This is a genomic window from Streptomyces sp. NPDC028928, from assembly GCF_055564915.1.
Genome location: NZ_JBVHVI010000001.1, coordinates 1,137,167 through 1,162,113, shown reverse-complemented (window position 1 = coordinate 1,162,113; position 24,947 = coordinate 1,137,167). Strand labels below are relative to the sequence as shown.

The window sequence follows — 24,947 nt, the reverse complement described above, 5'->3', positions numbered from 1 at the left end:
GCATGCCTCCTGCCGTGCGCTTCGGCGTCAACTACACGCCCAGCGAAGGGTGGTTCCACCACTGGCTCGACTTCGACCTCGACTCCGTGCGCGCCGACCTGGACGCGATCGCCGCGCTCGGCCTCGACCACATCCGGGTCTTCCCGCTGTGGCCCTACTTCCAGCCCAACCGCACCCTGATCCGCCCCCGCGCCGTCGACCAGCTCGTGGCCCTCGCCGACGCGGCCGCCGAACGTGGTCTGGACGTCAATGTGGACGGTTTGCAAGGCCACTTGAGCAGCTTCGACTTCCTGCCCGCCTGGACCCGCACCTGGCACCGCCGCAACCTCTTCACCGACCCGGACGTCACCGACGGCCAGGCCGCCTATCTGCGCACCCTCGCCGCCGCCCTCGCCGACCGGCCGGGCTTCCTCGGCATGACCGTCGGCAACGAGATCAACCAGTTCGCCGCCGGCCCCCACCCCGACCCCGACCGGATCACCGCCGAGCAGGCCGAGCACTGGCTCACCCGGATGCTCGCCGCCTGCGCCGAGGGCGCCCCCGGCCGGCTCCACCTGCACGCCTCCTACGACGCCGCCTGGTACCAGGACGACCAGCCCTTCACCCCCGGCCACTCCGCCCGGCTCGGCGACCTCACCGCCGTGCACTCCTGGGTCTTCAACGGCACCGCCCAGCGCCACGGCCGTACCTCCGTGCCCGCCGAGCACCACGCCGCCTACCTGGTCGAGCTGAGCAAGGCCTGGGCGGACGAGCCGCACCGGCCGGTCTGGCTCCAGGAGGTCGGCGCCCCCGCGCCCCTGGTGCCCGCCGAGCACGCCGCCGCGTTCGCCGAGGCGACCATCGAGAACGCCCTGGACTGCCCGGACCTGTGGGGCATCACCTGGTGGTGCTCCCACGACGTTCCGCGCACCCTCGCCGACTTCCCCGAACTGGAGTACTCCCTCGGCCTGTTGACCAACGACCGGCGGCCGAAGGACCTCGCCCGGGTCCTGGCCGGGGCGGCCCGCCGGACGCAGCGCACCCCGGCGGTGCGCGGCACGGCCCTCGTCGTCCCCGCCGAGCCCGCCCACCGCTCCCGCTGCGCTCCCGGCGGCGACGTCTTCGACGCCTTCTTCCGGCTCGTCGCCGACGGCGCCCGCCCCACCACCGTGCTCGACACACGCGCCGACGACCCGGACCACCTCGCCGTGCGCGGCATCACCGACGTCGTCACTCCCGGCCAGGTACTCCCCACCCCCCAAGGAGGCACCCGCTCGTGCACCCCACCAGACGCACCGTCCTGATCGCCGCCGGCGCCACCGCCCTGACCCCCGCACCGCCCGCTGCGGCAGCCCCGCGCGCCGCCGCGGCGACCCCGCCGTACGCCTCGTACTGGTACCCGGACTCGCTGCCCGCCGGCAGCCCCGGCCCCGGCATCACCTGGCGCAGCCTGAAGAGCTGGCGCGCGGCCGGCGACCCCGACCTCGCCTTCAACGCCGCGACCGTGCCGCTCGCCCGCCGCTTCACCCCGGCCCCCGCCAACCCCACCGCCCGCTCCGGACAGGCCCGCGTCCAGGCGCTCGTCTCCTTCGGGCCGACGTCGGGCAACCCCTCCCAGGGTTCGGCCACCGCCGACACGTACGCCCTCACCCACTGGGCGTACCTGGACGAGCTGGTCTTCTGGGGCGGCTCGGCCGGCGAGGGCCTGGTCCTCGCGCCGAACGCACCGGTCGTGGACGCCGCCCACCGGCACGGCGTCCCCGTCCTCGGCACCATCTTCCTGCCGCCGGCGGCCTACGGCGGACAGCTGCAGTGGACCCGGGACCTGGTGCAGAAGGACGCCGGCGGGCACTACCCGCTCGCCGCGCAACTCGTCGCGGTCGCGGCGGCGTACGGCTTCGACGGCTGGTTCCTGAACGCCGAGACCGGCGGCGGGAACACCGCGCTGGGCACGGCCATGCTGGGCTTCGTCAAGGAGCTGAAGGCCCTCGCGGCGGCCAGGGGACAGCGGGTGACCTGGTACGACGCGATGACCGTGAACGGCACGGTCAGCTGGCAGGGCGCCCTGAACAGCCAGAACCAGACGTTCTTCCAGGCCGCCGACGACATGTTCGTGGACTTCCGGTGGAGCGCGGCCACACTCGCCTCGTCCGGCACGAAGGCGGACCGGCTGGGGCGCAGCCGGTACGAGCTGTGGGCCGGTGTCGACGTCGAGTCGAACGGGTCCGGTACGTATGTGAACTGGGACGCGATCGTGCCGGCGGGCAAGCCGCACGTGACCTCGATCGGCTTCTACCGGCCCGAGTGGACCCGCACCCACCTGCCCGCCGACCGGCGCGCCCCCGAGGACTTCCACGCCGCCGACGACCGGTTCTGGACCGGGCGGTCGCTGGACCCGTCGCGACCCGACCCGGACGATCCGTGGCGGGCGCCGGCGGTGTCCGTGGCCGACCGGTCGACGGTGGCCTCGATGCCGTTCGCGAGCGTGTTCAACACCGGGCACGGGCTGCGCTGGTACGAGGAGGGGGCCGTCGCCTCGGAGACCCCCTGGAACCACCTCGGACTCCAGGACCGGCTGCCGTCGCGGCGGTGGGTGGTGCGGACGGCGGGGGAGCGGCCGGCGGTCTCCTTCGACTTCGCCGCCGCCTGGCGGGGCGGCAGCAGTGTGCTGGTGGCGGGTGAACTCGATCGACCAACGGTGCTGGACCTGTACGCGACCCGGCTGCCGATCGGTGTGAACACGGTTGTCGACCTGACCTTCCGGGGCGAGGCTGGGGAGGTGAATGTCGAGCTGGCGGTGGCGACGGCCGAACCGCGTACGCCGGGGACGACACCGCCGTACACGTATCTCGCTGTGAACCCGGTCAACCACAAAAGCCCGGTGCGGTCCGTCAACGGCTGGCAGACCGTGACCGTCCCGCTCACGGGGCTGTCCGGCACCCTCCGCACCCTCGGCGTCCGGCTCACCGCGGCAGGGGGCCCGGTCCGCTGGCGGCTGGGCGGCCTCGCCGTCCGCCCCGACGGCACTCCACAGGCCCCCGCCGCCCCCTCCGGCGCCCGCGTCACCGCCGCGAACGGCGGCGACCTCCGCCTCGCCTGGACCGCCGCCCCCGGCACCGTCCGCCACTACACCCTCCACCGCCTCCTCCCCGACGGCACCCGCCGCTTCCTCGGCGCCACCGGCCAGCGCGCGTACTACGTCGCCGGCCTGCGGCCGGAACAGGGCGAGAAGGCCGCACGGTTCGAAGTGCGCGCGGTGGGGGAGCTGTACAACGCCTCGTCCCCCGCCACCGTCACCCACCCCTGGTAACCACCCGGAACCCGCAGGGAGCACCCCGCATGCATGACGACCGCACTCTGGTGGAAGCCCGCCTCCGGCGCGTCCTGGACGAACGTATCCGCCCTGCCGTGTACCCCGAGTCCGTGCCGCTCCGGGCGGCGGTGTGGCACGCGCCCGGCGAGCCCGTCCCGGTCGCGGAGGGGCTCGCCGCCGAGCCCGAGCCGATCGAGGTGGGCGCCCGGTGGGGTGCTCCCTGGGGCACCAGCTGGTTCCGGGTGACCGGGACCGTGCCCGAGGCGTGGGCCGGGAGGACCGTCGAGGCACTGCTGGACCTGGGCTTCGACGAGAACATGCCCGGCTTCCAGTGCGAGGGCCTGGTCTACCGGCCCGACGGCACCCCGGTGAAGGGCCTCAACCCGCGCAACCAGTGGGTCCGCATCGGCGCGCCCGTCACGGGCGGCGAGGAGGTGCGCCTGCACATCGAGGCCGCCTCCAACCCGGTCATCCTGGACTACCACCCCTTCCGGCCCACCTGGCTCGGCGACAAGGACACCGCCGGCCAGGAGCCGCAGTACACGCTCACCCGCATGGACCTCGCCGTCTTCGACGAGACCGTGTGGCAGCTGGCCCTGGACCTGGAGGTGCTGGGCGAGCTGATGGCCGAGCTGCCCGTGGACTCCGCGCGCCGGCACGACATCCTGCGCGCGGTCGAGCGCGCCCTGGACGCCGTCGACCTCCAGGACGTGAACGGCACGGCGGACCGGGCCCGGCAGCAGCTGACCGGCGTGCTGTCCGCGCCCGCCGTGCCGTCCGCGCACCGGATCAGCGCGGTCGGGCACGCGCACATCGACTCGGCGTGGCTGTGGCCGCTGCGCGAGACCGTGCGCAAGGTGGCCCGTACGACGTCCAACATGACCGCGCTCATCGAGGACGAGCCGGAGTTCGTGTTCGCCATGTCCCAGGCACAGCAGTGGGCCTGGGTGAAGGAGCACCGGCCCGAGGTGTGGGCGCGGGTGAAGAAGTCCGTGGCGGAGGGGCGCTTCGTGCCGGCCGGCGGGATGTGGGTGGAGTCGGACACCAACATGCCCGGCTCGGAGGCGATGGCCCGGCAGTTCGTGCACGGCAAGCGGTTCTTCCTCGACGAGTTCGGCATCGAGAACGAGGAGGCCTGGCTGCCGGACACCTTCGGCTTCGCCGCCGGTCTGCCGCAGATCATCAAGGCGGCCGGCTCCAAGTGGCTGCTGACGCAGAAGATCTCCTGGTCGCAGACGAACAAGTTCCCGCACCACACCTTCCACTGGGAGGGCATCGACGGGACCCGGATCTTCACGCACTTCCCACCCGTCGACACCTACAACTGCTCCATGAAGGGCAGCGAACTCGCCCACGCGGAACGCAATTTCAGGGACAAGGGCAGGGCCCGGCACTCGCTCGCGCCCACCGGCTGGGGCGACGGGGGAGGCGGCACCACCCGCGAGATGGTCGCCAAGGCGTCCCGCCTGCGCGACCTGGAGGGCTCGGCCACCGTCACGTGGGAACCGCCGCGCGCGTTCTTCGAGAAGGCCGAGGCCGAGTACCCCGAACCGCCCGTCTGGGTGGGCGAGCTGTACCTCGAACTGCACCGCGCCACCCTCACCAGCCAGGCCAGGACCAAGCAGGGCAACCGGCGCAGCGAACACCTGCTGCGCGAGGCCGAGCTGTGGGCGGCGACCGCCGCGGTCCGCACCGGATTCCCCTATCCCTACGAGGAGTTGGACCGGATCTGGAAGACGGTGCTGCTGCACCAGTTCCACGACATCCTGCCCGGCTCCTCCATCGCCTGGGTGCACCGGGAGGCGCGGGCGACCTACGAGCGCGTGGCCGCCGAACTGACCGAGATCATCGAGGCCGCGCAGCGCGCGCTGGCCGGCGCGGGCGCGACCCCGCTGGCCTTCAACGCGGCCCCGCACCCCCGCCACGGCGTCCCGGCCGGCGGTGCCGCCGGCCCGGCCGAGGCCGGCGCCACCACGCTCGCCTCTCGCGAGGACGGCGGGTTCACACTGGACAACGGCCTGCTGCGGATCACCGTCGACGCCCGGGGCCTGGTCGTCTCCGTCTACGACCCCGCCGCCGACCGCGAGACCGTCGCCCCCGGCAGGGCCGCCAACCTCCTCCAGCTCCACCCGGACTTCCCGAACATGTGGGACGCCTGGGACGTCGACTCCTTCTACCGCAACACCGTCACCGACCTCACCGACGCCGAGTCGGTCACGGCCGGAGAAGACGGCGCCTCGGTGCGGATCGTCCGGACCTTCGGCTCCTCCCGGGTCACCCAGCTGCTGTCCCTGCCGCCCGGCGAACGGCGGCTGCTCATCGACACCGAGGTCGACTGGCACGAGACGGAGAAGTTCCTGAAGCTGGCCTTCCCGCTCGACCTGCACGCCGAACGGTACGCCTCCGAGACCCAGTTCGGGCATGTCTTCCGCCCCACCCACACCAACACCTCGTGGGAGGCGGCCAAGTTCGAGGCCTGCAACCACCGCTTCGTCCACCTGGAGGAACCCGGCTGGGGCGTCGCCGTCGTCAACGACTCCACCTACGGCCACGACGTCACCCGCACGGTCCGCACCGACGGCGACCACGGTACGACCACCACGGTCCGGGTCTCCCTGCTGCGCGCCCCGCGCTTCCCCGACCCCGAGACCGACCAGGGCGTCCACCGCTTCCGGCACGCCCTGCTGCCGGGCGCCGCCCTCGCCGACGCGGTCCGCGAGGGCTGGCGGATCAACCTGCCGGAACGGCACACGACCGGCGCCCACGAGGTCGCCCCGCTGGTCACCGTCGACAACGACGCCGTCGTCGTCACCGCCGTGAAACTCGCCGACGACGGCAGCGGGGACGTGGTCGTCCGCTTCCACGAGGCCCACGGCGGCCGGGCCCGGGCCGCCCTGACGGCCGGCTTCCCGGTCGCCGGCGTCACGGTCACCGACCTGCTGGAACGCCCGCTGCCGGACGCCCCGGCGCCGCGGGCCGACGGTGAGCGCATCGGCGTACGGCTGCGGCCGTTCGAGCTGGTGACCCTGCGGCTGAGGAGGCGCTAACCGCCGAGCCGGGACCGCAGCCACTCCTCCACCTCGCCCACGTGGGCCGCTGCCGCCGCCCGCGCCGCCTCCGGGTCGCGGGCGGCGAGGGCGCGGTGGATGGCGGCGTGTTCGCGGCGGGTGCGGGCGAAGGCGCCCTCCTCCTGGTAGCCGCGCCAGACGCGGGCGCGGAAGGTGCGCGAGGACAGGCCGTCCAGAATGGCGGTCATGGTCTCGTTGCCGGCGGCGGACGCGATCTCGCGGTGGAAGGCGAGGTCGTGGGCGAGGATCTCCTCGGGGTCGTCGGTGGCGTTCATGGCTGCCAAGTGCTTTTCGACCGCGGCCAGTCGGTCGTCGGTGATGCGCGCGGCGGCCAGCGCGGTCGCCGTCGACTCCAGGATCCGGCGCACCTCCAGCAGCTCCACCAGACGCGGCCCCCGGGACAGGTCGGCGACCACCCCGAAGGTCTCCAGCAGGTCCCCGGCCTCCAGCGCGGTGACGTAGATCCCCGAGCCGTGCCGCGCCTCCAGGACACCCATGACCGTCAGAGCGCGGATCGCCTCCCGCATCGAGCTGCGGGAGATGCCCAGCCCGGCCGCCAGCTCCCGCTCGGTGGGCAGCCGCTGGCCCGGCTCCAGCCGGCCCTCGGCGATCATCGCCTTGACCTCCTCGACGGCGCGCTGGGTCACCGTGCCCTTCCGCGGGGCTGCCTCGTCCACGCCGCTCCTCCAGTCACCGGGTGCGTCGCAGTCTAGCCAGCCAAGTGGTCCGACCACTGCGGGCAGAATCCCCGATTTCTCGGTACACGGGACTGTCCCGTCGCCCGAGTGGTCTGATAAATATGCGGCGTCACGCTCCGTCAATTCCTTGCAGAGACAAGGGGATCCGTGTCCGACGCCCCAGCCCGCGTCACCGCGGTCGACACCCATGACATCCGCTTCCCCACCTCGCGCGAGCTGGACGGCTCCGACGCGATGAACCCGGACCCCGACTACTCGGCGGCCTACGTCGTGCTGCGCACCGACGCCGCCGACGGACTCCAGGGACACGGCTTCACCTTCACCATCGGGCGGGGCAACGACGTCCAGGTCGCCGCGATCGACGCGCTGCGGGGCCATGTCCTGGGCCGCGACGTCGAGGAACTGTGCGCCGACCCCGGCTCGCTCTTCCGGGACCTGGTCGCCGACAGCCAGCTGCGCTGGCTCGGCCCCGAGAAGGGGGTGATGCACATGGCGGTCGGGGCCGTCGTCAACGCCGCCTGGGACCTCGCCGCCCGGCGGGCCGGCAAGCCGCTGTGGCAGCTGCTCGCCGACGCCGAACCCGAGTGGCTGGTCCGGCAGATCGACTTCCGGTACATCACCGACGCGCTCACCCCCGAGGAGGCCCTGGCCCTGCTTCGGCACGGGCGGGCAGGCGCCGCGGAGCGCCGGGCGCGGCTGCTGGAGCGCGGCTTCCCCGCCTACACCACCTCACCGGGCTGGCTCGGTTACGACGACGACAAGCTCGGCCGGCTCGCCGCGCAGGCCGTCACCGACGGCTTCCGGCAGATCAAACTGAAGGTCGGCGCCGACCTCGCCGACGACATCCGCCGCTGCCGGACGGCCCGCGCCGTCGTCGGACCGGACATGCGCCTGGCGATCGACGCCAACCAGCGCTGGAACGTGGACGAGGCGATCCGCTGGACCAACGCCCTCGCCGAGTTCGGCCCCTACTGGATCGAGGAGCCCACCAGCCCCGACGACGTCCTCGGCCACGCCGCCATCCGCCGCGCGGTCGCCCCCGTGAAGGTGGCCACCGGCGAACACGTCCACAACCGGATCGTCTTCAAGCAGATGCTCCAGGCCGGCGCCCTCGACATCGTGCAGATCGACGCGGCCCGCGTCGGCGGGGTCAACGAGAACCTCGCCATCCTGCTCCTCGCCGCCAAGTTCGGCGTCCCCGTCTGCCCGCACGCCGGCGGGGTCGGCCTGTGCGAACTCGTCCAGCACCTGTCGATGTTCGACTACCTCGCCGTCTCCGGCAGCACCGAGGACCGGGTCATCGAGTACGTCGACCACCTCCACGAGCACTTCCTCGCCCCGGTCGTCATCCGCGACGGCCACTACACGGCCCCCACCGCGCCCGGCTTCTCTGCCGCCCTGCGCCCCGAGTCCATCGCCCGCTACACCTACCCCGGCGGCACCTACTGGGCCGCCGGCCTCGACACCCGGAAGGGACAGGCCCCATGAGCGACTTCACCGGCCTCAGGGCCCTGGTCACCGGCGGCGCGTCCGGCATCGGCCGGGCCACCGCCGGCCTCCTCGCCGAACGCGGCGCCCAGGTCGCCGTCCTCGACCTGGACCCGGCCTCCGTGGACGAACCGCTCCTCGGGCTGCGCGCCGACGTCACCGACGACACCTCGGTCCGCACGGCCGTGACCGAGGCCGCCGAGGCGCTGGGCGGGCTCGACATCCTGGTGAACAACGCGGGCATCGGCGCCCAGGGCACCGTCGAGGACAACGACGACGCCGAGTGGCGGCACGTCTTCGACGTCAACGTCCTCGGCATGGTCCGCACCGCCCGCGCCTGCCTGCCGCACCTGCGCCGCGCTGCCACTGCGCGTCCGGGCACCGCGGCCATCGTCAACACCTGCTCCATCGCGGCCACCGCGGGCCTGCCGCGGCGCGCCCTGTACAGCGCCACCAAGGGCGCCGTGTACTCCCTCACCCTCGCCATGGCCGCCGACCACGTCCGCGAGGGCATCCGCGTCAACTGCGTCAACCCCGGTACGGCGGACACCCCGTGGATCGGCCGGCTGCTGGACGCCGCCGAGGACCCGGCCGCCGAACGCGCCGCCCTGGAGGCTCGCCAGCCCACCGGACGGCTGGTCTCCGCCGCCGAGGTCGCGGGCGCCATCGCCTACCTGGCCGGCCCCCTGTCCGGCGCCACCACCGGTACCGCCCTCGCCGTCGACGGCGGCATGCAGGGCCTGCGGCTGCGGCCGGCGGCGGACCGGTGACCCCTCTGGGACGCAGCGGCGTCGAGGTCACCCCACTGGGCTTCGGCGCCGCTGCCCTCGGCAACCTCTACACCCCGGTGAGCGACGAGCAGGCCCACGCGGCGGTCCGGGCCGCCTGGCAGCGCGGCCTCCGCTACTTCGACACCGCCCTCCACTACGGCCTCGGCCTGTCCGAGCGCCGCCTGGGCGCGGCCCTGCGGGAGTACGACCGCGCCCGGTACACGCTCTCCACCAAGGTCGGCCGCCGCCTGGACCCCGCCGACGGCACCGGCGACGACCTCGCCCACGGCTTCGCCGTACCCGCCACCCACCGCCGCGTCTGGGACTTCACCGCCGACGGCGTCCGCCGCACCCTGGAGGCGAGCCTGGAGCGCCTCGGCCTCGACCGCGTCGACGTCGTCTACCTCCACGACCCCGACGACCACGCGGAACAGGCCTTCCGCGAGGGCTACCCGGCCCTGGAGAAGCTCCGCTCGGAGGGCGTGGTGGGTGCGATCGGCGCGGGCATGAACCAGACGGAGATGCTCACCCGGTTCGTCCGCGACACCGACGTCGACGTGGTGCTCTGCGCGGGCCGGTACACGCTCCTCGACCAGAGCGCGGCGGCACGACTGCTGCCCGAGGCCGCACGCCGGGGCGTGTCGGTGGTCATCGGCGGCCCCTTCAACTCCGGCCTGCTGGCCGATCCGACGCCCCGGTCGACGTACAACTACACGCGGGCGCCGCAGGAGTTGCTCCACCGGGCGCTGCGCATCAAGGGGATCGCCGAACGCCACGGCACCACGCTGCGCGCCGCCGCCCTGGCCTTCTGTTCCGCCCACCCGGCCGTGGCGAGCGTCCTGGCCGGTGCCCGCTCGGCGGCCGAAGTGCACGACTGCGCCGACCAGCTGGAGGCGGCCGTGCCGGACGCCTTCTGGCAGGAACTGCGCGACACCGGCCTGCTGCCCCCGGAGGAACGGTGACCGTGGACGCCCACCACCACGTCTGGGACCTGACCGTCCGCGACCAGGGCTGGATCCGCGGTCCCGAACTCGCGCCGCTGCGGCGGAACTTCAGCCTCGCCGACCTGGAACCGGAGGCCCGGGCCGCCGGGGTCGACCGTACCGTCCTCGTCCAGACCGTCACCGTGTCCGAGGAGACCCCCGAGTTCATCGCCCTCGCCGCCGGGCACGACCTGGTCGCCGGAGTCGTCGGCTGGACCGACCTCACCCGCGCCGACATCGCCGACGAGCTGGCCCGGCTGCGCGCGCTCCCCGGCGGCTCCTACCTCAAGGGCGTCCGGCACCAGGTGCAGGGCGAACCCGACCCCGAGTGGCTGCTGCGGCCCGACGTCCTGCGCGGCCTGGCCGCCGTGGCCGACGCCGGCCTGGTCTACGACCTCGTGGTCCTGCCCCACCAGCTCCCGGCCTGTGCCAGGGCGGCCGCGGCGCTGCCCCGGCTCACCTTCGTCCTCGATCACCTGGGCAAGCCCCCCATCGCCTCCGGGGACCACGCGTCCTGGGCCGCCGGTCTCCGTGCCCTCGCCGCCCTCCCCAACACCGTCGCCAAACTCTCCGGCCTGGTCACCGAGGCCGACCCCGCCTCCTGGACGGCCGACGACCTCCGCCCGTACACCGACACCGCCCTGGAGACCTTCGGCCCCGGCCGTCTGATGTTCGGCTCCGACTGGCCCGTGTGCACCCCGGCCGCCACCTACACGCAGGTGCACGAGGCGGCAGTGGAGGTCACCAGGGCGCTCGGCCCGGCCGAACGCACCGCGCTGTTCGAGACCACCGCGACCCGCGTCTACGACCTCTGAGCCACCCCCGCCAGCCGCGTCGGCGGAAGATACTCCCGCACGAACGTCCGCTCCCAGCACGCCCCCGTCTCCCGCAGCTCCCGCCAGCTCGTGTACCGGTACCGGAACAGCCGGGCCCGGACATAGCGGGGCGGGGTGTCCGGCGGGAACGGGGAGCGGCGCAGCAGCCTGAGCGTGTCCCGGTCGTTCTCCAGCAGGCGTTCCACCAGGGCCCCGAACCATTCCCCCGCATAGCCGGGCGACAGCGCGGCGAACCACATCAGCCAGTCCAGGCGCAGGTGGTAGGGGGCGAACTGGCGCGGCCAGTGCCGGGGATCGCCGGGCTTGCCCTTGAACGCGTACTCCCGCCAGTCCGAGTCCGCGCGCGGGGTGTCGTCCAGCGTGCCCTCGACCACCACCTCGTAGCGGATCCGGCTGACGCTGCCGAACGCGCCGTAGGTGTTCACCAGGTGCAGCGGGTCGAAGGAGCGGTTCATCACCTGGCGGCGGGAGACCATGTTCGCCACCGGGCGGTAGCTCAGGAAGACCAGCAGCGCGGCCACCGCGAGCACCAGCACTTCGTACCACAGCGGCGCCGCCGGCACCGGGGGCGCGGTCGCCGGCAGCCGGAGCGCGGACAGGGCCAGCACGATCGTGATCCAGTTCAGCCAGGAGAAGTTCCCGGAGAGCACCAGCCACAGCTGGGTGACGATCATCACGGCGGCGGCGGCCGAGGCGATCGGCTGCGGCGTGAACAGCAGGACCGGCACGGCCAGCTGGGTGACGTGGTTGGCGGCCACCTCCACCCGGTGCAGCGGCTTCGGCAGATGGTGGAAGAACCAGCTCAGCGGGCCCGGCATCGGCTGGGTCTCGTGGTGGTAGTCGAGGCAGGTCAGCTTCCGCCAGCAGGCGTCGCCCCGCAGCTTGATCAGCCCGGCGCCGAACTCGACCCGGAACAGGATCCAGCGCAGCAGGAACAGCACGACGACCGGCGGCGCCACCTCCCCGTTGCCGAGGAACGCGGCGAGGAAACCCGTCTCCAGCAGCAGTGACTCCCAGCCGAACGAGTACCACGTCTGGCCCACGTTGACGATCGACAGGTACAGCGCCCACGGCACCAGCCACAGCAGGATCCCCGCCCACAGCGGCAGCGCGGAGTCCGCACCGGCCAGCAGGGCCGCCGACACCGCGCAGCCCGCCCAGGCGCAGGCCGCGAAGAAGCGGTCGGAGTAGTGCAGATGGAACAGGCTGGGCGCGTGCCGGAACCGTACCCGGGCGGTGAAGCGGGGGATCGGCAGCATCCCGCGCTCGCCCAGCAGGGCCCGGAACTGCAGGGCCGCCGTCAGGAACGCGACCAGGTACACGGCCGCCAGAGCCCGCTGCAGAACCAGCCGGCTCAGCCAGTAGTCGGGTGCGGTGAACCAGTCCACGGCTGTGCGTGCCTCCTGTGCGGGTACACCGGCGCCGCTGTCGTCACGACGTTCCCCGAGTTGCCAGGCAAACCTGGGCAATGCCAACAATAGGGCGTAATCACCCACAGTGATGCGGAGTGTGCGGTGCGGATACCCACCCGATCCATCGTCACGGCCTGCGCGCTCATGGGGGCGCTGCTGGCCACGGGCTGCGCCGGCACCGGCGTCAAGCAGACCAGGGCGGGGGAGCTGGTCCTGCTGCAGGCCGCCGGCGAGCGAGGGCCCGAGCCCTTCACCGAACCCGCGGACACCGGCACCCCGAAGGCCGAGTCCCCCCGGGTCACCGCCCGGGTCCAGCCCGGTGACGTCGAGGCGCCCCTGCGCGCGACCCGCAGCATGTCCGGCGCGACACCCGGCCTGTACCGGGGCACCGCGCGCGTCGCCGGCTGCGACGTCGAGCGGCACATGAGGTATCTGGCGGCGAACGAGGCCAAGGCCGAGGCCTTCGCCCGGGTGGCCGGGGTCACCCGGGCGGCGCTCCCCGGCTATCTGCGCGGCCTGACCCCGGTCGTGCTCGGCGCCGACACCCGCGTCACCAGCCACGCCTACCGCGACGGCCGGGCGGCCCGCTACCAGGCCGTACTACAGGCCGGGACCGCCGTCCTGGTCGACACCCGGGGCATGCCCCGGGTGCGTTGTGCCTGCGGCAACCCGCTGAAATCGCCCGCGCCCACCCGCGGCGGGGCGGGCGCCCGCGGCACCCCCTGGGCCGGCTACCGGCCGAACCAGGTGGTCGTGGTGACCCCGGCGCCCCGGCCGGTCACCAGCATCACCCTCGTCGACACCGCGACCCGCACCTGGATCGAGCGCCGGGTCGGCCCCGACGTGCGCCGCGACCGGGTCGTACCCCCGCCCGCGTGGGCCACCGCCGGCCCGGCCACCGTCAGCCCCACCCCGTCCGGCCCGGCGGACGCCGGGCCGCCGGTGACCGGACGGCCCAGCCCCGAGGAGAGCACGCCGCCCGTCTCCCCGGGCCGGACCGGCACCCCGCCGTCCCCCAGCGCACCGGACCGCCCCGGTGATCCCCCGGACGGTGCGACCGGCCTCGCGACGGGCAGCACCGCGAGCACCTCACAGCTGCCGCCGCCTCTCGATCCCGCCCTCGATCTCCCTCCCGGCCCGTCCCTGGGCCCCACCGACGAGTTCGGCCCGCCCGGGCTCCCGGACCTCGCCGACGGCGGCGACCCCCTCCCGGCCGATCCGCCCGCCGCCGGATCCGCCATCACCCCCGGCCCGACCGGCACCGGCACCGGCACCACGGCCACCGGCCCGACCGGCACCGCCGCCCCTGGCCGAGTCCGGCGCCCGATGCCGCACCGCCGCCGGGACGACCCGCCGCAGCCCCCACCGCAGCCCCCCGCGGACCAGCGCGCCGATCAGGTCGAATAATCGGCCGGATGCTGGCAATCTGGGCCCCATGGCCCATCAGGGAGCGAGCGCCGCCCTGTCACTCCCGGAGGACTGGCCGGCACACCCGGACCCGATCCTCGCGCTCAACCGCATGGGCAGCTTCGACTGGGACCTGGACGCCGGTCTCTTCCACATGGACGCCCAGGCCTTCGAGGTGTTCGACCTGCGGCCCGAGGAATACGACGGGCGCCCCGAGACCCTGGCCGTCCGGGTGCCGCCGCCGGAGTCCGCCCGGCTGGACGCGGCGGTCGCCCGGGCGATCAAGGACGGCAGCGAGAACTACGGCGCCTACTTCCGCATCCGCTGCCGCGACGGCACCATGCGCTGGACCCACACCCAGGGCTACATCCGGCGCGACGACACCGGCCGCCCGCGCCGCGTCGTGGGCATCGTCCGCGACGCCACCGAGGAACTGGCCGACACCTCGGCCCGCAGCCTGAGGGCCGCCCAGGAGGAGGCCTTCCGGCAGCAGACCGGCGTCGTCCAGGTGATCTCCGCCGCCCTCGCCCACGCCCGCAGCGTCCAAGACGTCATCGACGTCCTCAAGGACACCCACGGCGTCCGCCATCTGGGCGCGGCCAGCCTGGTGATGGGCCTGGTGGAGGCGGGCCGGATCCGGCTGGTGGCCGAGGGGCCCGCGGGTGCCTCCGTCCCCGGCACCAGCGTCACCCGGATCGACGAGCCGTACCCGATGAGCGAGGTCGTCCGCACGCTCACCCCGCGGTTCATCGAGTCACCGGAGGAGTTCGCCGCGGGCTACCCGATCCTCTGGCCGCACATCACCGACCTGCACATCACCTCGGCCGCCTATCTGCCCCTGATCGCCCAGGCCCGGCCGATCGGCGCGATGGGGCTGCTCTACGACGACCGGCGCGGCTTCTCCGCCGAGGAGCGCGCCGTCCTGGTCGCGCTGGGCAGCAGCATCGCGCAGAGCCTGATGCGGGCCATGCTCTACGAACAGGAGAAAGACCTCGCCCAGGGCCTCCAGCAGGCCATGCTGCCCCGCACCATCCCCAGCGTCCGCGGCGCCGACGTCGCGGTCCGCTACCGTTCGGCGGCGCTCGGCCGGGACATCGGGGGCGACTGGTACGACCTGATCCCGCTGCCCGGCGGCCGGGTCGGCGCGGTCATCGGGGACGTCCAGGGCCACGACACGCACGCGGCGGCCGTCATGGGCCAGCTGCGGATCGTGCTGCGCGCCTACGCCGCCGAGGGCCACACCCCGGCCACCGTGATGGCCCGCGCCTCGGTCTTCCTCCACGAACTCGACACCGACCGGTTCGCCACCTGCCTGTACGCCGAGGCCGACCTGTCCACCGGAGTCGTCCAGATGGTCCGCGCCGGCCACATCGACCCGTTGGTCCGGCACGGCGACGGCAACTGCGTCCGGATCCCCGTCGAGGGCGGGCTGCCGCTCGGCCTGTCCGCCGAGTTCGGCCGGCTGGAGTACCCGGTCGCCACCCTCGAACTCGACCCCGGGCACACCCTGCTGCTGTGCACCGACGGGCTCGTCGAGCAGCCCGGGACCGATCTCGACGACGGCATGCGCAGCCTCGCCGCGCTCATCGGGGACGGCCCGGACGACGTGTGCGAGCTGGCCGACCGGCTGATCCAGCGGTCCGAGGAGCAGGGCGGCGACGACGACGTGGCCCTGCTCCTGCTGCGCCGCAGCGCCCCCGGGACCGCGCGCGCCACGGGCCGGCTCCAGCAGCACGTCGCGCCCGGCGACCCCGAGGCCCTCATCCACGCCCGGCACATGATCCGCGCCGCGGTCCGCGCCTGGGGCGCCCGTGACCGCGCCGACGAGATCGAGCTGGCCGCCGACGAGCTGATCACCAACGCGCTGCTGCACACCGAGGGCTCCGCGATCGTCACCCTGCGGTCCCTGGTCGGCAGCGACCGCCGGCTGCGCATCGAGGTCGAGGACTCCTCCAGCGCCCTGCCGCGCCGCCGTGACGCGGGGGAGGACGGCGTCTCCGGCCGCGGTCTGCTCCTCGTGGACCGGCTCGCCGACGTCTGGGGCGTGGAGGCCCGCGGCGGCGGCAAGGCGGTGTGGTGCGAGTTCCGGGTGCCGTAGCCACCGCCCGGGCGGGGCCGCGGGGCGTTGTCGGTGCCGGATGGCACTCTGGACGTATGCCGGAACTGCCCGAGGTAGAAGCGCTGACGGACTTCCTGAGCGAGCACCTGGTCGGACGGCGGCTGGTGCGGGTGCTGCCGGTCGCCGTCAGTGTCCTGAAGACCTACGACCCCCCGGTCACCGCCGTCGAGGGCGGGGAGGTCACGGCCGTGCGCCGGCACGGCAAGTTCCTGGACATCGAGACGGACACCGGGCTGCACTTCGTGGCCCATCTGGCCCGCGCGGGCTGGCTCCAGTGGAAGGACCGGCTGCCGGACGGCCCGCCCAGACCCGGCAAGGGCCCGCTGGCGCTGCGCGTGGCCCTGGAGACCGGTGAGGGCTTCGACCTGACCGAGGCCGGCACCCAGAAACGCCTCGCCGTGTACGTCGTCCGGGACCCGCGGGAGGTCCCGGGCGTCGCCCGCCTCGGTCCCGACCCGCTCGCCGCCGACTTCGACGAGGACCGCTTCGCCGCCCTGCTCCGGGAGGAGCGGCGGCAGCTGAAGGGCGCCCTGCGAGACCAGTCGCTGATCGCGGGCGTCGGCAACGCCTACAGCGACGAGATCCTGCACGCCGCCAGGATGTCCCCGTTCAAGCTCGCCGCCTCCCTGACCCCGGAGGAGACCCACCGGCTGTACACGGCGCTGCGCGACACGCTCGCCGAGGCGGTCGAGCGGTCCCGGGGGGTGGCGGCCGGCCGGCTGAAGGCGGAGAAGAAGAGCGGCCTGCGTGTCCACGGCCGTACCGGCGAGCCCTGCCCGGTGTGCGGCGACACCATCCGCGAGGTCTCCTTCAGCGACTCCTCGCTCCAGTACTGCCCGACCTGCCAGACGGGTGGCAAGCCGCTGGCCGACCGCAGGCTGTCCCGCCTGCTGAAGTGAGCCCGGGCTCAGCGCTGGCTGTTGCGGAACCCGATGAGGACCGCTCCCCACCAGCACACCTGGGACACGACCGCCGTCCCGGCGCCCCGGACCAGCAGCCGCGGCGCCACGGTCCCGTCCTGTCGCGCCCGCATGCGCCGGGCGAGCAGTCCGGCCTGCAGGCCGTTGAGGGTGAGCCCGAGGACGAGGGCGAGCTTGATCCGGGTGAGGGGCGCGTCGAGGTCGGGGTGGAGCAGGACCCCGCTGGCCACCAGTCCGGCGAGCCCGGCCCAGATCGGCACGTGCAGCCGGTGGGTGCCGTCCAGGGCCTCGGCCAGGGAGCAGCGGCCGGTCAGCCAGAGCACGGCGTGGTAGTCGGCGGCCAGTACGGCACCGAAGCCGAGCACCAGGGAGGCGAGGTGGGCGAAGAGCGCCGCGGTGTGCAGGGTGGCGTCCACGCGCAGGTGCGCGGAGACCCAGGCACAGGCCGCGAGGCCCAGACAGACGCCCACCGCCGCCGCGCCGACGGTCCACCAGGTGTCATACAGGCCCAGCCGGGGCGCGGAGCGCGCCCGGGGGGACGGGGAGGGCTCGGGGCGTACGGACACAGACTGCTCCTGGAAGACTCACAGCAAAACTCAGGCAAGGCTTACCTAATGTGAATCTTGGGTCAAGTCCTGGTGTCGTTACCGTGCCCCTACTGTGACCAGCAGCTTTCCCTCCGCCGTCCGGACCTCGTAGCGGGCGATCTGCTCCGGGTGCATCGAGGCGGCGCCCATCGTGGTGGTGGGTCGGGCGCCCTCGCCCGGGTTGGTCCAGCCCGCGACGACCTGCTCCGTGCCGTCGCGGCCGACCGCGACCAGCCGGCAGGTGTGCGCCCCGGAGCCGTCCTTGACCTCCAGGCGCAGATCGCTGCCCCAGTCCTGGTCGGCGGAGGTGACCCGCGCCCACACCCCGGTGTGCGGATCGGTCGCCGCCGTGACCCGGGCGGCCGGCTCCTCATGGCCGGCGAAGGCCACGATCCCGGGACCGGCCACGGCCAGGACCACCGAGGCGGCCAGCCCGTACAGCAGCCGGCGGCGCCGCGCCCGCTGCCGGTGCGCCAGGTCGCCGAGCAGCCGGTCCAGCAGCCGGGGACCGGGCTGTGCCATGGGGTGCACGAAACGCGGCGTGGCCCGGCGGTACAGCATCAACTGCCGGGTCGTGGGCCCGAACTCGGTCACGTGTGCCGCGCACTGAGGGCACTCCATGAGGTGGTCCTCGAAGCGGAAGGCCTCCGCCTCGTCCAGCACGCCGAGCGCGTACGCGCCGACGTCGCGATGCCTTTCCAGGGACCTCATGCCGAATCCTCGTGCCGAAGGGTGGGGGAAGGGTTACTCCTTGCTCCCACCCGTACGCAGCCGACCGCCGAATCACTCAAGCCGCGCACAGAATCACGGACAAGAGATTCGGAGCGGCCCGGCCCGCGGATTGGTGTGAATTCCGGAAGGTTCAGAAGAGGTGGATCGCGAGGTGGCCGAGGGGCAGGCCGAGCCGCCAGGCCGGTGTCCACACCTTCGGCCCGTCGTCCTCCCCGAGCGCCCCGCCGCCCGGCACCGCGTCCAGGTCCGGTGCGAGCAGCTCGGTCTCCTCCAGCCACCGCCAGGCGTCCTCCGCCAGTGCCAGGTCGGGACTGGGCGTGCCCGAGCCGGCCGCCCGATCCGTCAGCTCGGCCATCCGCTCACGGACCCAGTCCCGCCACGGCTGGTCGTAGGCGGTCAGGGACAGCCAGTTCTCCAGCTGGGAGATCACCCGGATGCCGGACAGCTCCCCGTCGGTGTCCGACAGGAACACGGTCAGCGCCAGCGCGTCCCGGCCGGCCCGGAACTCGAAGGACGTCGGCGGCATCAGATCGCCGGTGCGCAGCAGCTCGTCGGCGATGTACTCGGCGTACAACCAGGCCATCGGGACGGCCAGTTCACCGCCGTCGGTGCCGTCCGTGCTCTCGTGACCTCTGTGCAGCATGCCTTCCTGCCCTTCCTCCGGTACCTGCGCGTCGCCCGCCCTGTCGGGTCGCGGCCCCGGCCCCCGACCGGAACGCGGATGAGGACAGCCCATTGCCCGAACGGGGGTGGCAGCAAGGCGCTTTACCGAGGTTTGACCAGGCTTCCGGTTTCACCGCAGGTCGGCCGCGTAACCGGGAAGGACCCGGCGCAGGGCGCGCAGCGCGTAGTACGCGCGCGACTTCACGGTACCGGGTGGAATTCCCAGGGTCTGCGCCGCTTCCGCCACACTGGCCCCGAGGAAATACACGAGTACCAGGACGTCACGGTGTTCCGGCGTGAGTGTCTTCACAGCCTCCCGGACATCGAGCATCGCCGCGGCCCGTTCCGCGTGGTCGGCGGTCACCCGCGCGTTCTCCGGGACCTCGTCGCCGGTCTCGGGCGGCCGCGCCTGCCGGGCCCGCCGGGCGTCGATGGCGAGCCGCCGGGCCACGGTGAGCAGCCAGGGCCGGACGGAGTCGAAGTCGTCGGCGCGCAGTGCCTCGGGATGCTGCCAGGCGCGCACCAGGGTCTCCTGCACGAGGTCCTCGGCACGCTGCCGGTCCCCGTCGCAGAGCCTGAACAGCAGGGCGAACAGGAATCCGCCGTGCTCGCGCTGGAGCGCGGCCAGCTCGTGCTCGGCGGTCGTCTCCTGGCGGGTGAGTGAGGTTCCGGCCGTCATGGCCGTATCGCAGCGCAGGGCGCGGCCGGCGGACAGGGGGCGGGCCCGGCCCTGCGACGGACGGTCGATCGCGTCGGCGAACGGTCGGACAATCGGGACAGCAGGACACCGGACGGGCTAATGACCCCACCCGGTCTGTTTATCCGGCACATCAGCTTCATACCCATATGCCCGTCACGGCTTCGTCTGTATATACGACAATCCTGGGGTGAGTTGATGATCGGACGCAGACAGCAGGTGGCCCTGGCCCTGACCGCCGTTCTCGCGGCCGGGGCGGCCTGCCAGAACCAGCACCGGGACTCCGGCGCCCAGGGACGCTCGGCGCCCACCGCGGCCCGAGGCTTCACCCTCGTCGCCTCCGGAGACGTCCTGCCGCACACCTCCGTCATCGAACGGGCCGCCTACGACGCCGACGGCGGCGGCCACGACTTCCGACCCATGCTGGCCGGCGTCCAACCGGTCGTCTCTCGGGCCGACCTGGCACTGTGTCACATGGAGACCGTCTACGGCGCCGACGGCGACTACGCCGGCTACCCCGTCTTCAAGTCCCCGCCGCAGATCGCCGACGGCCTCGCCGCCACCGGCTACGACGGCTGCTCCACCGCCTCCAACCACGCCCTCGACGACGGCACCGCCGGCATCCGGCGCACCCTCGACGCCATGGACAAGGCCGGCCTCCGGCACGCCGGTACCGCCCGCGACGAGGCGGAGGCCCGCACGGTCACGATCCTGCGGGCCGGCTCGGCCAAGGTCGCCCACCTGTCGTACACCTTCGGCACCAACGGCAACCCGCTGCCCCCCAAACAGCCCTGGGCGGTCAACCTGATCGACGCCGACCGGATGATCGCCGACGCCCGCGCCGCCCGGAAGGCCGGCGCCGACGTGGTCGTGCTCTCCGTGCACTGGGGCACCGAATGGCAGGACCAGCCCGACCGGCTGCAGCTCGGCCTCGCCCAGCGGCTCACCGCCTCGGCCACCGACGGCCACCCGGACATCGACCTCGTCCTCGGCACCCACGCCCACGTCCCGCAGGCGTACGAGAAGGTCAACGGCACCTGGGTGATCTACGGGATGGGCGACCAGATCGCCGGCGAGATGTACAACGGCGAGGGCGCCCAGGACCCGCGGGGCAACGAGTCCACCCTCGGCCGCTTCACCTTCGCCCCGCCCGCCCGGCCCGGCGAGGCCTGGCGGGTCACCAAGGCCGAGTTCGTCCCGCAGCTGTACGACCTCGACGCCGGCCGGGTCGTCAACCTCAACCAGGCCATCGCCCGGGGCGCCGAACTGGAGGCCCGGCGCGACCGGATCAGGGACGTCGTGCTCAGCCGCGGGGCCGCCCAGGACGGCCTGGTGATGGGGGAGTGACCGGTGTCCCGGTCACCCGGCGGGCTGCCGGGCGGCCAGCACCGAGCGCCGGTAGGAGTAGCCGAAGTAGATCAGGCAGCCGATCGCGAACCACACCGCGAACCGCGCCCAGGTCTGCCACTGCAGGAACGTGATCAGCCAGATCGAGAAGACGATGCCCAGCGCGGGCACGACCGGCATCCACGGCGTCCGGAAGGTGCGCGGCAGCTCCGGCTGCTGGTAGCGCAGCACGATCACCGCCGCGCACACCACCACGAACGCCAGGAGGATGCCGATGTTGGTCAGCTGCGCCGCCTCGCCGATCGGGACGAAACCGGCGATGACTGCCGAGGCCACCCCGACGATCCAGGTCACCCGGGTCGGCACGTGCCGCGTCGGGTGCGTCTTGGCGAACCACGGGGGCAGCAGCCCGTCCCGGGACATCGCGAACCACACCCGGGTCACGCCCAGCATGAACGTGAACATCACCGTGAGGATGCCGATGATCGCCCCGACCGCGATCACGTCCGCCAGCGCGTCGAGCCCGACCGACTTGAACGCCGTCGAGAAGCCGCTCTCCTTGTCGATGTCCTTGTAGTTCTGCATGCCCGTCAGCACCAGACAGGCCGCCACGTACAGCACCATGGAGATCACCAGCGAGTAGACGATCGCCTTCGGCATGTGCCGCTGGGCGTCCTTCGACTCCTCGGCCGCCGTCGACATCGCGTCGTAGCCGAACACCGCGAAGAACACCGTCGCGGCGCCGGTGAACGCCCCGCCGATGCCGAACGGGAAGAACGGCTGGTAGTTCCCGCTGTTGATGTGGAACACGCCCACCCCGATCACCAGCAGCACCACCAGCACCTTCAGCCCGACCACGAACGTCTCGAAGCGGGCCGCGCTGCGGATGCCCAGGTTCAGCAGCCAGGCGATCAGCAGACACAGCACGGCCGCGAACAGGTCGACCCGGTGTCCCGGCCCGGTACCGGGCGCGCCCAGCATCCACTGCGGCAGGCCGGCGCCCAGCTCCTCGATCAGGAAGCTGAAGTAGCCGGAGATGCCGATGGCCACCACGGCCACGATCGCCGTGTACTCCAGCAGCAGGTCCCAGCCGATGAACCAGCCCGCGAACTCGCCGAGCACCGCGTACCCGTACGTGTAGGCCGATCCCGCCTTGGGGATCAGCCCCGCGAACTCGGCGTACGACAGCGCCGCGCAGGCGCTCGCGACACCGGCGATCAGGAAGGACACCAGCACCGCGGGCCCGGCCGTACCGTTCGCCACCGTGCCGGCCAGCGTGAAGATGCCCGCCCCGATGATGCCGCCCACGCCGATGGCGGTGAGCTGCCAGAGCCCCAGCGACTTGTCCAGCCGGGTGCCCTCGCCGACCTCGGTCTCCTCGATGTGTTCGATGGGTTTGCGGCGGAGAATTCCCTCACCCGCCCGGATCCTGGCCATGCGTCTCACCTCTTCGCCTGCGGCAACGGCTGACGGCCGATCATGATGTCTCAGGGTCGCCGCCCAGGGAAGACGCCACGCACGGCCGGGGCCGGGGTCCGGGTAGGTGCCGCCGCCCGCCCCGCTGCCGCCGTGGCGCCCTACGGTACGACCGTCACCGGCCAGCGCCCCGCCTTCACCAGCCGGACCGCCACCGAGCCGATGATCCGGTGCCCCGCCTGCTCCGAGGCGCCCACCACCACCGCGTCCGCCTTCAGCTCGTCCGCCGCCTGCACCAGCCCGTTGTAGGGATCCCCGCGGAAGGTGTGGAACTCCCAGCGCACCTCGAAGATCCCCTTGACCCGCTCGGCCGCCTCCCGGATCTGCGCGACCAGGTCCTCGGCGATCTCGTCGGTGGTCTCCGCCACCGGCGCCCCGAGCGCCGCCCCTGCCGCGAGCACCGGCTGCACGTACACCACCGCCAGCAGCGCGTGCTGGCGCCGGGCCAGACCGCTCGCGTAGGCGGCGGCGCGCATCGAGGAGTCGGATCCGTCCACGCCGACCACGATGACCTTCGGCCCGTCCGTGCCCCGTTCGAACCGGTGCGAGTGCTGCTCGTGCTGTTCCGTCACGGCCGTGAGGCTATCGGAACCAGCGGTTCCCGTGGCCGTGCGGGCTCCCCGGACCTGATGCACCGTGACCGGCCCGCTCCGGTCCGGTGAGTTCATGGACGCCGATGGGGCACCCGGAGACCGGACGGCGGCCCGTCACCACGGCGGACCCGCCGTCCGTGCCGGTGTCCGGCCTCGCCGGAGGGGACGGGGCCGGGCCCGCGCGAGGACGGGTCCGGAACCCGCGGCCGGCCGGCCCCGTCGCCGCCGGAACCCGCGTCCACTGCGCTGTCCGGGTGCATTCCCGCAGCCGCACCGGTGTCGTTGGGGTGCGCCGGAGTCCGGCGGGGCGACTGATGGGTCATGCAGAAGGATCAGTTGTTCACGCGCCGCCGGATGCTCCTCGCCGGCGGCGCCGTCCTGGGAGCCGCGGGCACCGCCGGAGCCATCCTGGCCGGCGCCGAGGAGACCGCCCGGACCGCGGCGGCGCCCGTCGCCGGCCCGCAGGCCCGTCAGGCGCTGGCGCCCTCCGCCTTCCGGCTCCAGCCGCTCACCGGATACGGCCCGCCGCGCACCGCGCCCCGCAAGGTGAAGGTGCGTCAGGAACCCATTCTGCGGATCACCGGGCGCGGCCGGCGCATGGTGCTGACCTTCGACGACGGCCCCCACCCGGAGTACACCCCGCACATCCTGGACACCCTCGCCCGCTACGGCGCACGGGCGATGTTCTTCGTGTGCGGCGAGTGCGTGGTCGAGAACAAGGAACTGCTGGCCCGGATGGCCGACGAGGGCCATGTCGTCGGCAACCACACCTGGACGCACCCGCTGCTGACCGACCTCGACCGGGGCGAGATCCGCGACGAGATGGAGAGCACCAGCGACGCCATCGAGGACGCCTACGGCGAGCGCCCGCAGTGGTTCCGCGCCCCCTACGGCGCCTGGAACCGCGCCGCCTTCCAACTGGGTGCCGAGATGGGCATGGAGCCGATGGCGTGGACCGTGGACACCACCGACTGGATGGAGCCGGGCACCGACACCATCGTGGACCGGGTCGAGGAGGGGGCCGCCCCCGGGGTCGTGGTGCTCTCCCACGACGCCGGGGGCGACCGTTCGCAGACCGTCCACGCCATCCGTGAATGGCTGCCCTATCTGATCGACTCCGGATACCACCTCACCGTGCCGCGACGGCGCGTGTGACGGTCACCGTCCTGGCCGCGGTGGTTCAGACGACCGCGGCCAGGCGGGCGAAGACGACGACATTCCCTTCGTAGCCGTTCTGCTTCGAGAATCCGCCTCCGCAGGTGATGACCCGCAGTTCCGGTGTCCCTTTCGAGCCGTACACGCGGTCGCCGGGGAAATTGTTCTTCGCGAAGACCTCGACCCCGTAGATCTCGAACACCGCGGTCTTTCCGTCCTGGCGCAGGACCTCGACCTGATTTCCCTTCTGCAGCGCCCCGAGGCCGTAGAACACGGCGGGCCCCTGCTTGTTGTCGACATGCCCGACGACGACCGCGGTGCCCTTCTCCCCCGGGGAGACGGCGCCGGTGAACCAGCCGGCCAGGTTGGGGTTGTCCGGCGGGGGTGCGGCGACCCAGCCGTCCGCGTCCAGACCGACCTGCACCACGGGCGCGTCCACCCGGATCGCCGGGATCCGCACCCGCTGCACGGGGGAGAACGGCAGCGCGGTGGGCGCGGGCGCGAGGGAGCCCAGGGTGGCGCGGGTGTCCGGGGCCGCCGCCGAGGCGGGCTGCGGCGGGCCGACGTCGAACTCTCCGGAACCGTTCCGGATGAGCGCCAGGCCGGAAAGCAGAGCAAGCGCTATGACGCCCCACGGGGCGCGTTTCCTCCGCCGCGCTTCCTCCTCGGCAAGCTCGGACAGCTTGGACGCAGACATTCGCCAT

At 73.2% G+C, this 24,947-nt stretch carries 21 protein-coding genes; 12 read left to right on the top strand and 9 right to left on the bottom strand.

The features are described 5' to 3' along the window. Positions 1-2: 2 nt before the first annotated feature. The 3 genes from ACZ4U1_RS05065 to ACZ4U1_RS05055 are packed head-to-tail and all read left to right on the top strand — an operon-like array spanning position 3 to position 6,339. The gene (locus ACZ4U1_RS05065; protein ID WP_467899694.1) at positions 3-1,283 is read left to right on the top strand and encodes a glycoside hydrolase 5 family protein; all 1,281 of its coding nucleotides are present in this window, start codon (positions 3-5) and stop codon (positions 1,281-1,283) included. Further along, positions 1,256-3,289 carry an endo-beta-N-acetylglucosaminidase gene (locus tag ACZ4U1_RS05060; RefSeq protein ID WP_467899691.1) on the top strand — a complete coding sequence of 678 codons (2,034 nt, stop codon included), beginning with the start codon at positions 1,256-1,258 and terminating at the stop codon, positions 3,287-3,289. The genes ACZ4U1_RS05065 and ACZ4U1_RS05060 overlap by 28 nt, the downstream gene beginning before the upstream one ends. Before the next feature lie 29 nt (positions 3,290-3,318). Continuing rightward, a complete protein-coding gene (locus ACZ4U1_RS05055) occupies positions 3,319-6,339 on the top strand; it encodes an alpha-mannosidase (protein ID WP_467899689.1) in 3,021 nt (1,006 codons plus the stop codon). On the opposite strand, the gene ACZ4U1_RS05050 is transcribed toward ACZ4U1_RS05055, so the two are convergent. Beyond that, positions 6,336-7,037: a FadR/GntR family transcriptional regulator gene (locus ACZ4U1_RS05050; protein WP_467899686.1), complete on the bottom strand. Its 702-nt coding sequence runs from the start codon at positions 7,035-7,037 to the stop codon at positions 6,336-6,338. The genes ACZ4U1_RS05055 and ACZ4U1_RS05050 overlap by 4 nt on opposite strands. A 168-nt stretch (positions 7,038-7,205) precedes the next feature. On the opposite strand from ACZ4U1_RS05050, the gene ACZ4U1_RS05045 reads away from it, so the two are divergent. The 4 genes from ACZ4U1_RS05045 to ACZ4U1_RS05030 are packed head-to-tail and all read left to right on the top strand — an operon-like array spanning position 7,206 to position 11,114. Next, positions 7,206-8,546, top strand: a complete 1,341-nt coding sequence (locus ACZ4U1_RS05045) for an L-fuconate dehydratase (protein WP_467899684.1) — start codon at positions 7,206-7,208, stop codon at positions 8,544-8,546. Next, positions 8,543-9,316 (top strand): SDR family NAD(P)-dependent oxidoreductase, encoded by a 774-nt coding sequence (locus ACZ4U1_RS05040; protein WP_467899682.1) that lies wholly within the window; start codon positions 8,543-8,545, stop codon positions 9,314-9,316. The genes ACZ4U1_RS05045 and ACZ4U1_RS05040 overlap by 4 nt, the downstream gene beginning before the upstream one ends. Next, a complete protein-coding gene (locus ACZ4U1_RS05035; RefSeq protein WP_467899680.1) occupies positions 9,313-10,278 on the top strand; it encodes an aldo/keto reductase in 966 nt (321 codons plus the stop codon). Before ACZ4U1_RS05040 ends, ACZ4U1_RS05035 begins: the two co-directional genes overlap by 4 nt. After that, positions 10,275-11,114, top strand: coding sequence for an amidohydrolase family protein (locus ACZ4U1_RS05030; protein WP_467899678.1), 840 nt, complete (start codon positions 10,275-10,277; stop codon positions 11,112-11,114). The genes ACZ4U1_RS05035 and ACZ4U1_RS05030 overlap by 4 nt, the downstream gene beginning before the upstream one ends. On the opposite strand, the gene ACZ4U1_RS05025 is transcribed toward ACZ4U1_RS05030, so the two are convergent. Next, positions 11,102-12,523 carry a lipase maturation factor family protein gene (locus tag ACZ4U1_RS05025; RefSeq protein ID WP_467899676.1) on the bottom strand — a complete coding sequence of 474 codons (1,422 nt, stop codon included), beginning with the start codon at positions 12,521-12,523 and terminating at the stop codon, positions 11,102-11,104. The genes ACZ4U1_RS05030 and ACZ4U1_RS05025 overlap by 13 nt on opposite strands. A 126-nt stretch (positions 12,524-12,649) precedes the next feature. On the opposite strand from ACZ4U1_RS05025, the gene ACZ4U1_RS05020 reads away from it, so the two are divergent. The 3 genes from ACZ4U1_RS05020 to ACZ4U1_RS05010 are packed head-to-tail and all read left to right on the top strand — an operon-like array spanning position 12,650 to position 16,972. Continuing rightward, positions 12,650-13,954 carry a DUF6777 domain-containing protein gene (locus ACZ4U1_RS05020; protein ID WP_467899673.1) on the top strand — a complete coding sequence of 435 codons (1,305 nt, stop codon included), beginning with the start codon at positions 12,650-12,652 and terminating at the stop codon, positions 13,952-13,954. Positions 13,955-13,982: 28 nt separating this feature from the next. Next, positions 13,983-16,052: a SpoIIE family protein phosphatase gene (locus ACZ4U1_RS05015; protein ID WP_467899671.1), complete on the top strand. Its 2,070-nt coding sequence runs from the start codon at positions 13,983-13,985 to the stop codon at positions 16,050-16,052. Positions 16,053-16,108: 56 nt separating this feature from the next. Further along, a complete protein-coding gene (locus tag ACZ4U1_RS05010; protein WP_467899669.1) occupies positions 16,109-16,972 on the top strand; it encodes an Fpg/Nei family DNA glycosylase in 864 nt (287 codons plus the stop codon). A gap of 8 nt (positions 16,973-16,980) precedes the next feature. Here the strand turns inward: ACZ4U1_RS05010 and ACZ4U1_RS05005 are convergent, their stop codons facing one another. The 4 genes from ACZ4U1_RS05005 to ACZ4U1_RS04990 form a co-directional block, all read right to left on the bottom strand. Beyond that, positions 16,981-17,559, bottom strand: a complete 579-nt coding sequence (locus ACZ4U1_RS05005) for a hypothetical protein (RefSeq protein WP_467899667.1) — start codon at positions 17,557-17,559, stop codon at positions 16,981-16,983. A 78-nt stretch (positions 17,560-17,637) separates the two neighbouring features. Then, positions 17,638-18,291: a zf-HC2 domain-containing protein gene (locus ACZ4U1_RS05000; RefSeq protein WP_467899665.1), complete on the bottom strand. Its 654-nt coding sequence runs from the start codon at positions 18,289-18,291 to the stop codon at positions 17,638-17,640. A gap of 151 nt (positions 18,292-18,442) precedes the next feature. Next, the gene (locus ACZ4U1_RS04995; RefSeq protein WP_467899663.1) at positions 18,443-18,955 is read right to left on the bottom strand and encodes a hypothetical protein; all 513 of its coding nucleotides are present in this window, start codon (positions 18,953-18,955) and stop codon (positions 18,443-18,445) included. 150 nt (positions 18,956-19,105) lie between these two features. Continuing rightward, complete coding sequence (locus ACZ4U1_RS04990; RefSeq protein WP_467899661.1) at positions 19,106-19,654, bottom strand: sigma-70 family RNA polymerase sigma factor; 549 nt, start codon at positions 19,652-19,654, stop codon at positions 19,106-19,108. Positions 19,655-19,870: 216 nt separating this feature from the next. On the opposite strand from ACZ4U1_RS04990, the gene ACZ4U1_RS04985 reads away from it, so the two are divergent. Next, positions 19,871-21,019: a CapA family protein gene (locus tag ACZ4U1_RS04985; protein WP_467899659.1), complete on the top strand. Its 1,149-nt coding sequence runs from the start codon at positions 19,871-19,873 to the stop codon at positions 21,017-21,019. A 12-nt stretch (positions 21,020-21,031) separates the two neighbouring features. Here ACZ4U1_RS04985 and ACZ4U1_RS04980 read toward each other — a convergent pair whose 3' ends face one another. After that, the gene (locus ACZ4U1_RS04980; protein ID WP_467899656.1) at positions 21,032-22,456 is read right to left on the bottom strand and encodes an amino acid permease; all 1,425 of its coding nucleotides are present in this window, start codon (positions 22,454-22,456) and stop codon (positions 21,032-21,034) included. Between the two features lie 140 nt (positions 22,457-22,596). After that, a complete protein-coding gene (locus ACZ4U1_RS04975) occupies positions 22,597-23,067 on the bottom strand; it encodes a universal stress protein (RefSeq protein WP_467899653.1) in 471 nt (156 codons plus the stop codon). 342 nt (positions 23,068-23,409) lie between these two features. On the opposite strand from ACZ4U1_RS04975, the gene ACZ4U1_RS04970 reads away from it, so the two are divergent. Next, the gene (locus tag ACZ4U1_RS04970; protein WP_467899651.1) at positions 23,410-24,243 is read left to right on the top strand and encodes a polysaccharide deacetylase family protein; all 834 of its coding nucleotides are present in this window, start codon (positions 23,410-23,412) and stop codon (positions 24,241-24,243) included. 25 nt (positions 24,244-24,268) lie between these two features. Here ACZ4U1_RS04970 and ACZ4U1_RS04965 read toward each other — a convergent pair whose 3' ends face one another. Further along, positions 24,269-24,940 (bottom strand): class F sortase, encoded by a 672-nt coding sequence (locus ACZ4U1_RS04965; RefSeq protein WP_467899648.1) that lies wholly within the window; start codon positions 24,938-24,940, stop codon positions 24,269-24,271. Positions 24,941-24,947 lie beyond the last annotated feature (7 nt).

Coding starts and splice junctions, on each gene's coding strand:
- ACZ4U1_RS05065 (WP_467899694.1), top strand. CDS start 3: ATGCCTCCTGCCGTGCGCTTCGGCGTCAACTACACGCCCAGCGAAGGG.
- ACZ4U1_RS05055 (WP_467899689.1), top strand. CDS start 3,319: ATGCATGACGACCGCACTCTGGTGGAAGCCCGCCTCCGGCGCGTCCTG.
- ACZ4U1_RS05040 (WP_467899682.1), top strand. CDS start 8,543: ATGAGCGACTTCACCGGCCTCAGGGCCCTGGTCACCGGCGGCGCGTCC.
- ACZ4U1_RS05015 (WP_467899671.1), top strand. CDS start 13,983: ATGGCCCATCAGGGAGCGAGCGCCGCCCTGTCACTCCCGGAGGACTGG.
- ACZ4U1_RS05010 (WP_467899669.1), top strand. CDS start 16,109: ATGCCGGAACTGCCCGAGGTAGAAGCGCTGACGGACTTCCTGAGCGAG.
- ACZ4U1_RS05000 (WP_467899665.1), bottom strand. CDS start 18,291: ATGAGGTCCCTGGAAAGGCATCGCGACGTCGGCGCGTACGCGCTCGGC.
- ACZ4U1_RS04995 (WP_467899663.1), bottom strand. CDS start 18,955: ATGCTGCACAGAGGTCACGAGAGCACGGACGGCACCGACGGCGGTGAA.
- ACZ4U1_RS04990 (WP_467899661.1), bottom strand. CDS start 19,654: ATGACGGCCGGAACCTCACTCACCCGCCAGGAGACGACCGCCGAGCAC.
- ACZ4U1_RS04985 (WP_467899659.1), top strand. CDS start 19,871: ATGATCGGACGCAGACAGCAGGTGGCCCTGGCCCTGACCGCCGTTCTC.
- ACZ4U1_RS04980 (WP_467899656.1), bottom strand. CDS start 22,456: ATGGCCAGGATCCGGGCGGGTGAGGGAATTCTCCGCCGCAAACCCATC.
- ACZ4U1_RS04970 (WP_467899651.1), top strand. CDS start 23,410: ATGCAGAAGGATCAGTTGTTCACGCGCCGCCGGATGCTCCTCGCCGGC.
- ACZ4U1_RS04965 (WP_467899648.1), bottom strand. CDS start 24,940: ATGTCTGCGTCCAAGCTGTCCGAGCTTGCCGAGGAGGAAGCGCGGCGG.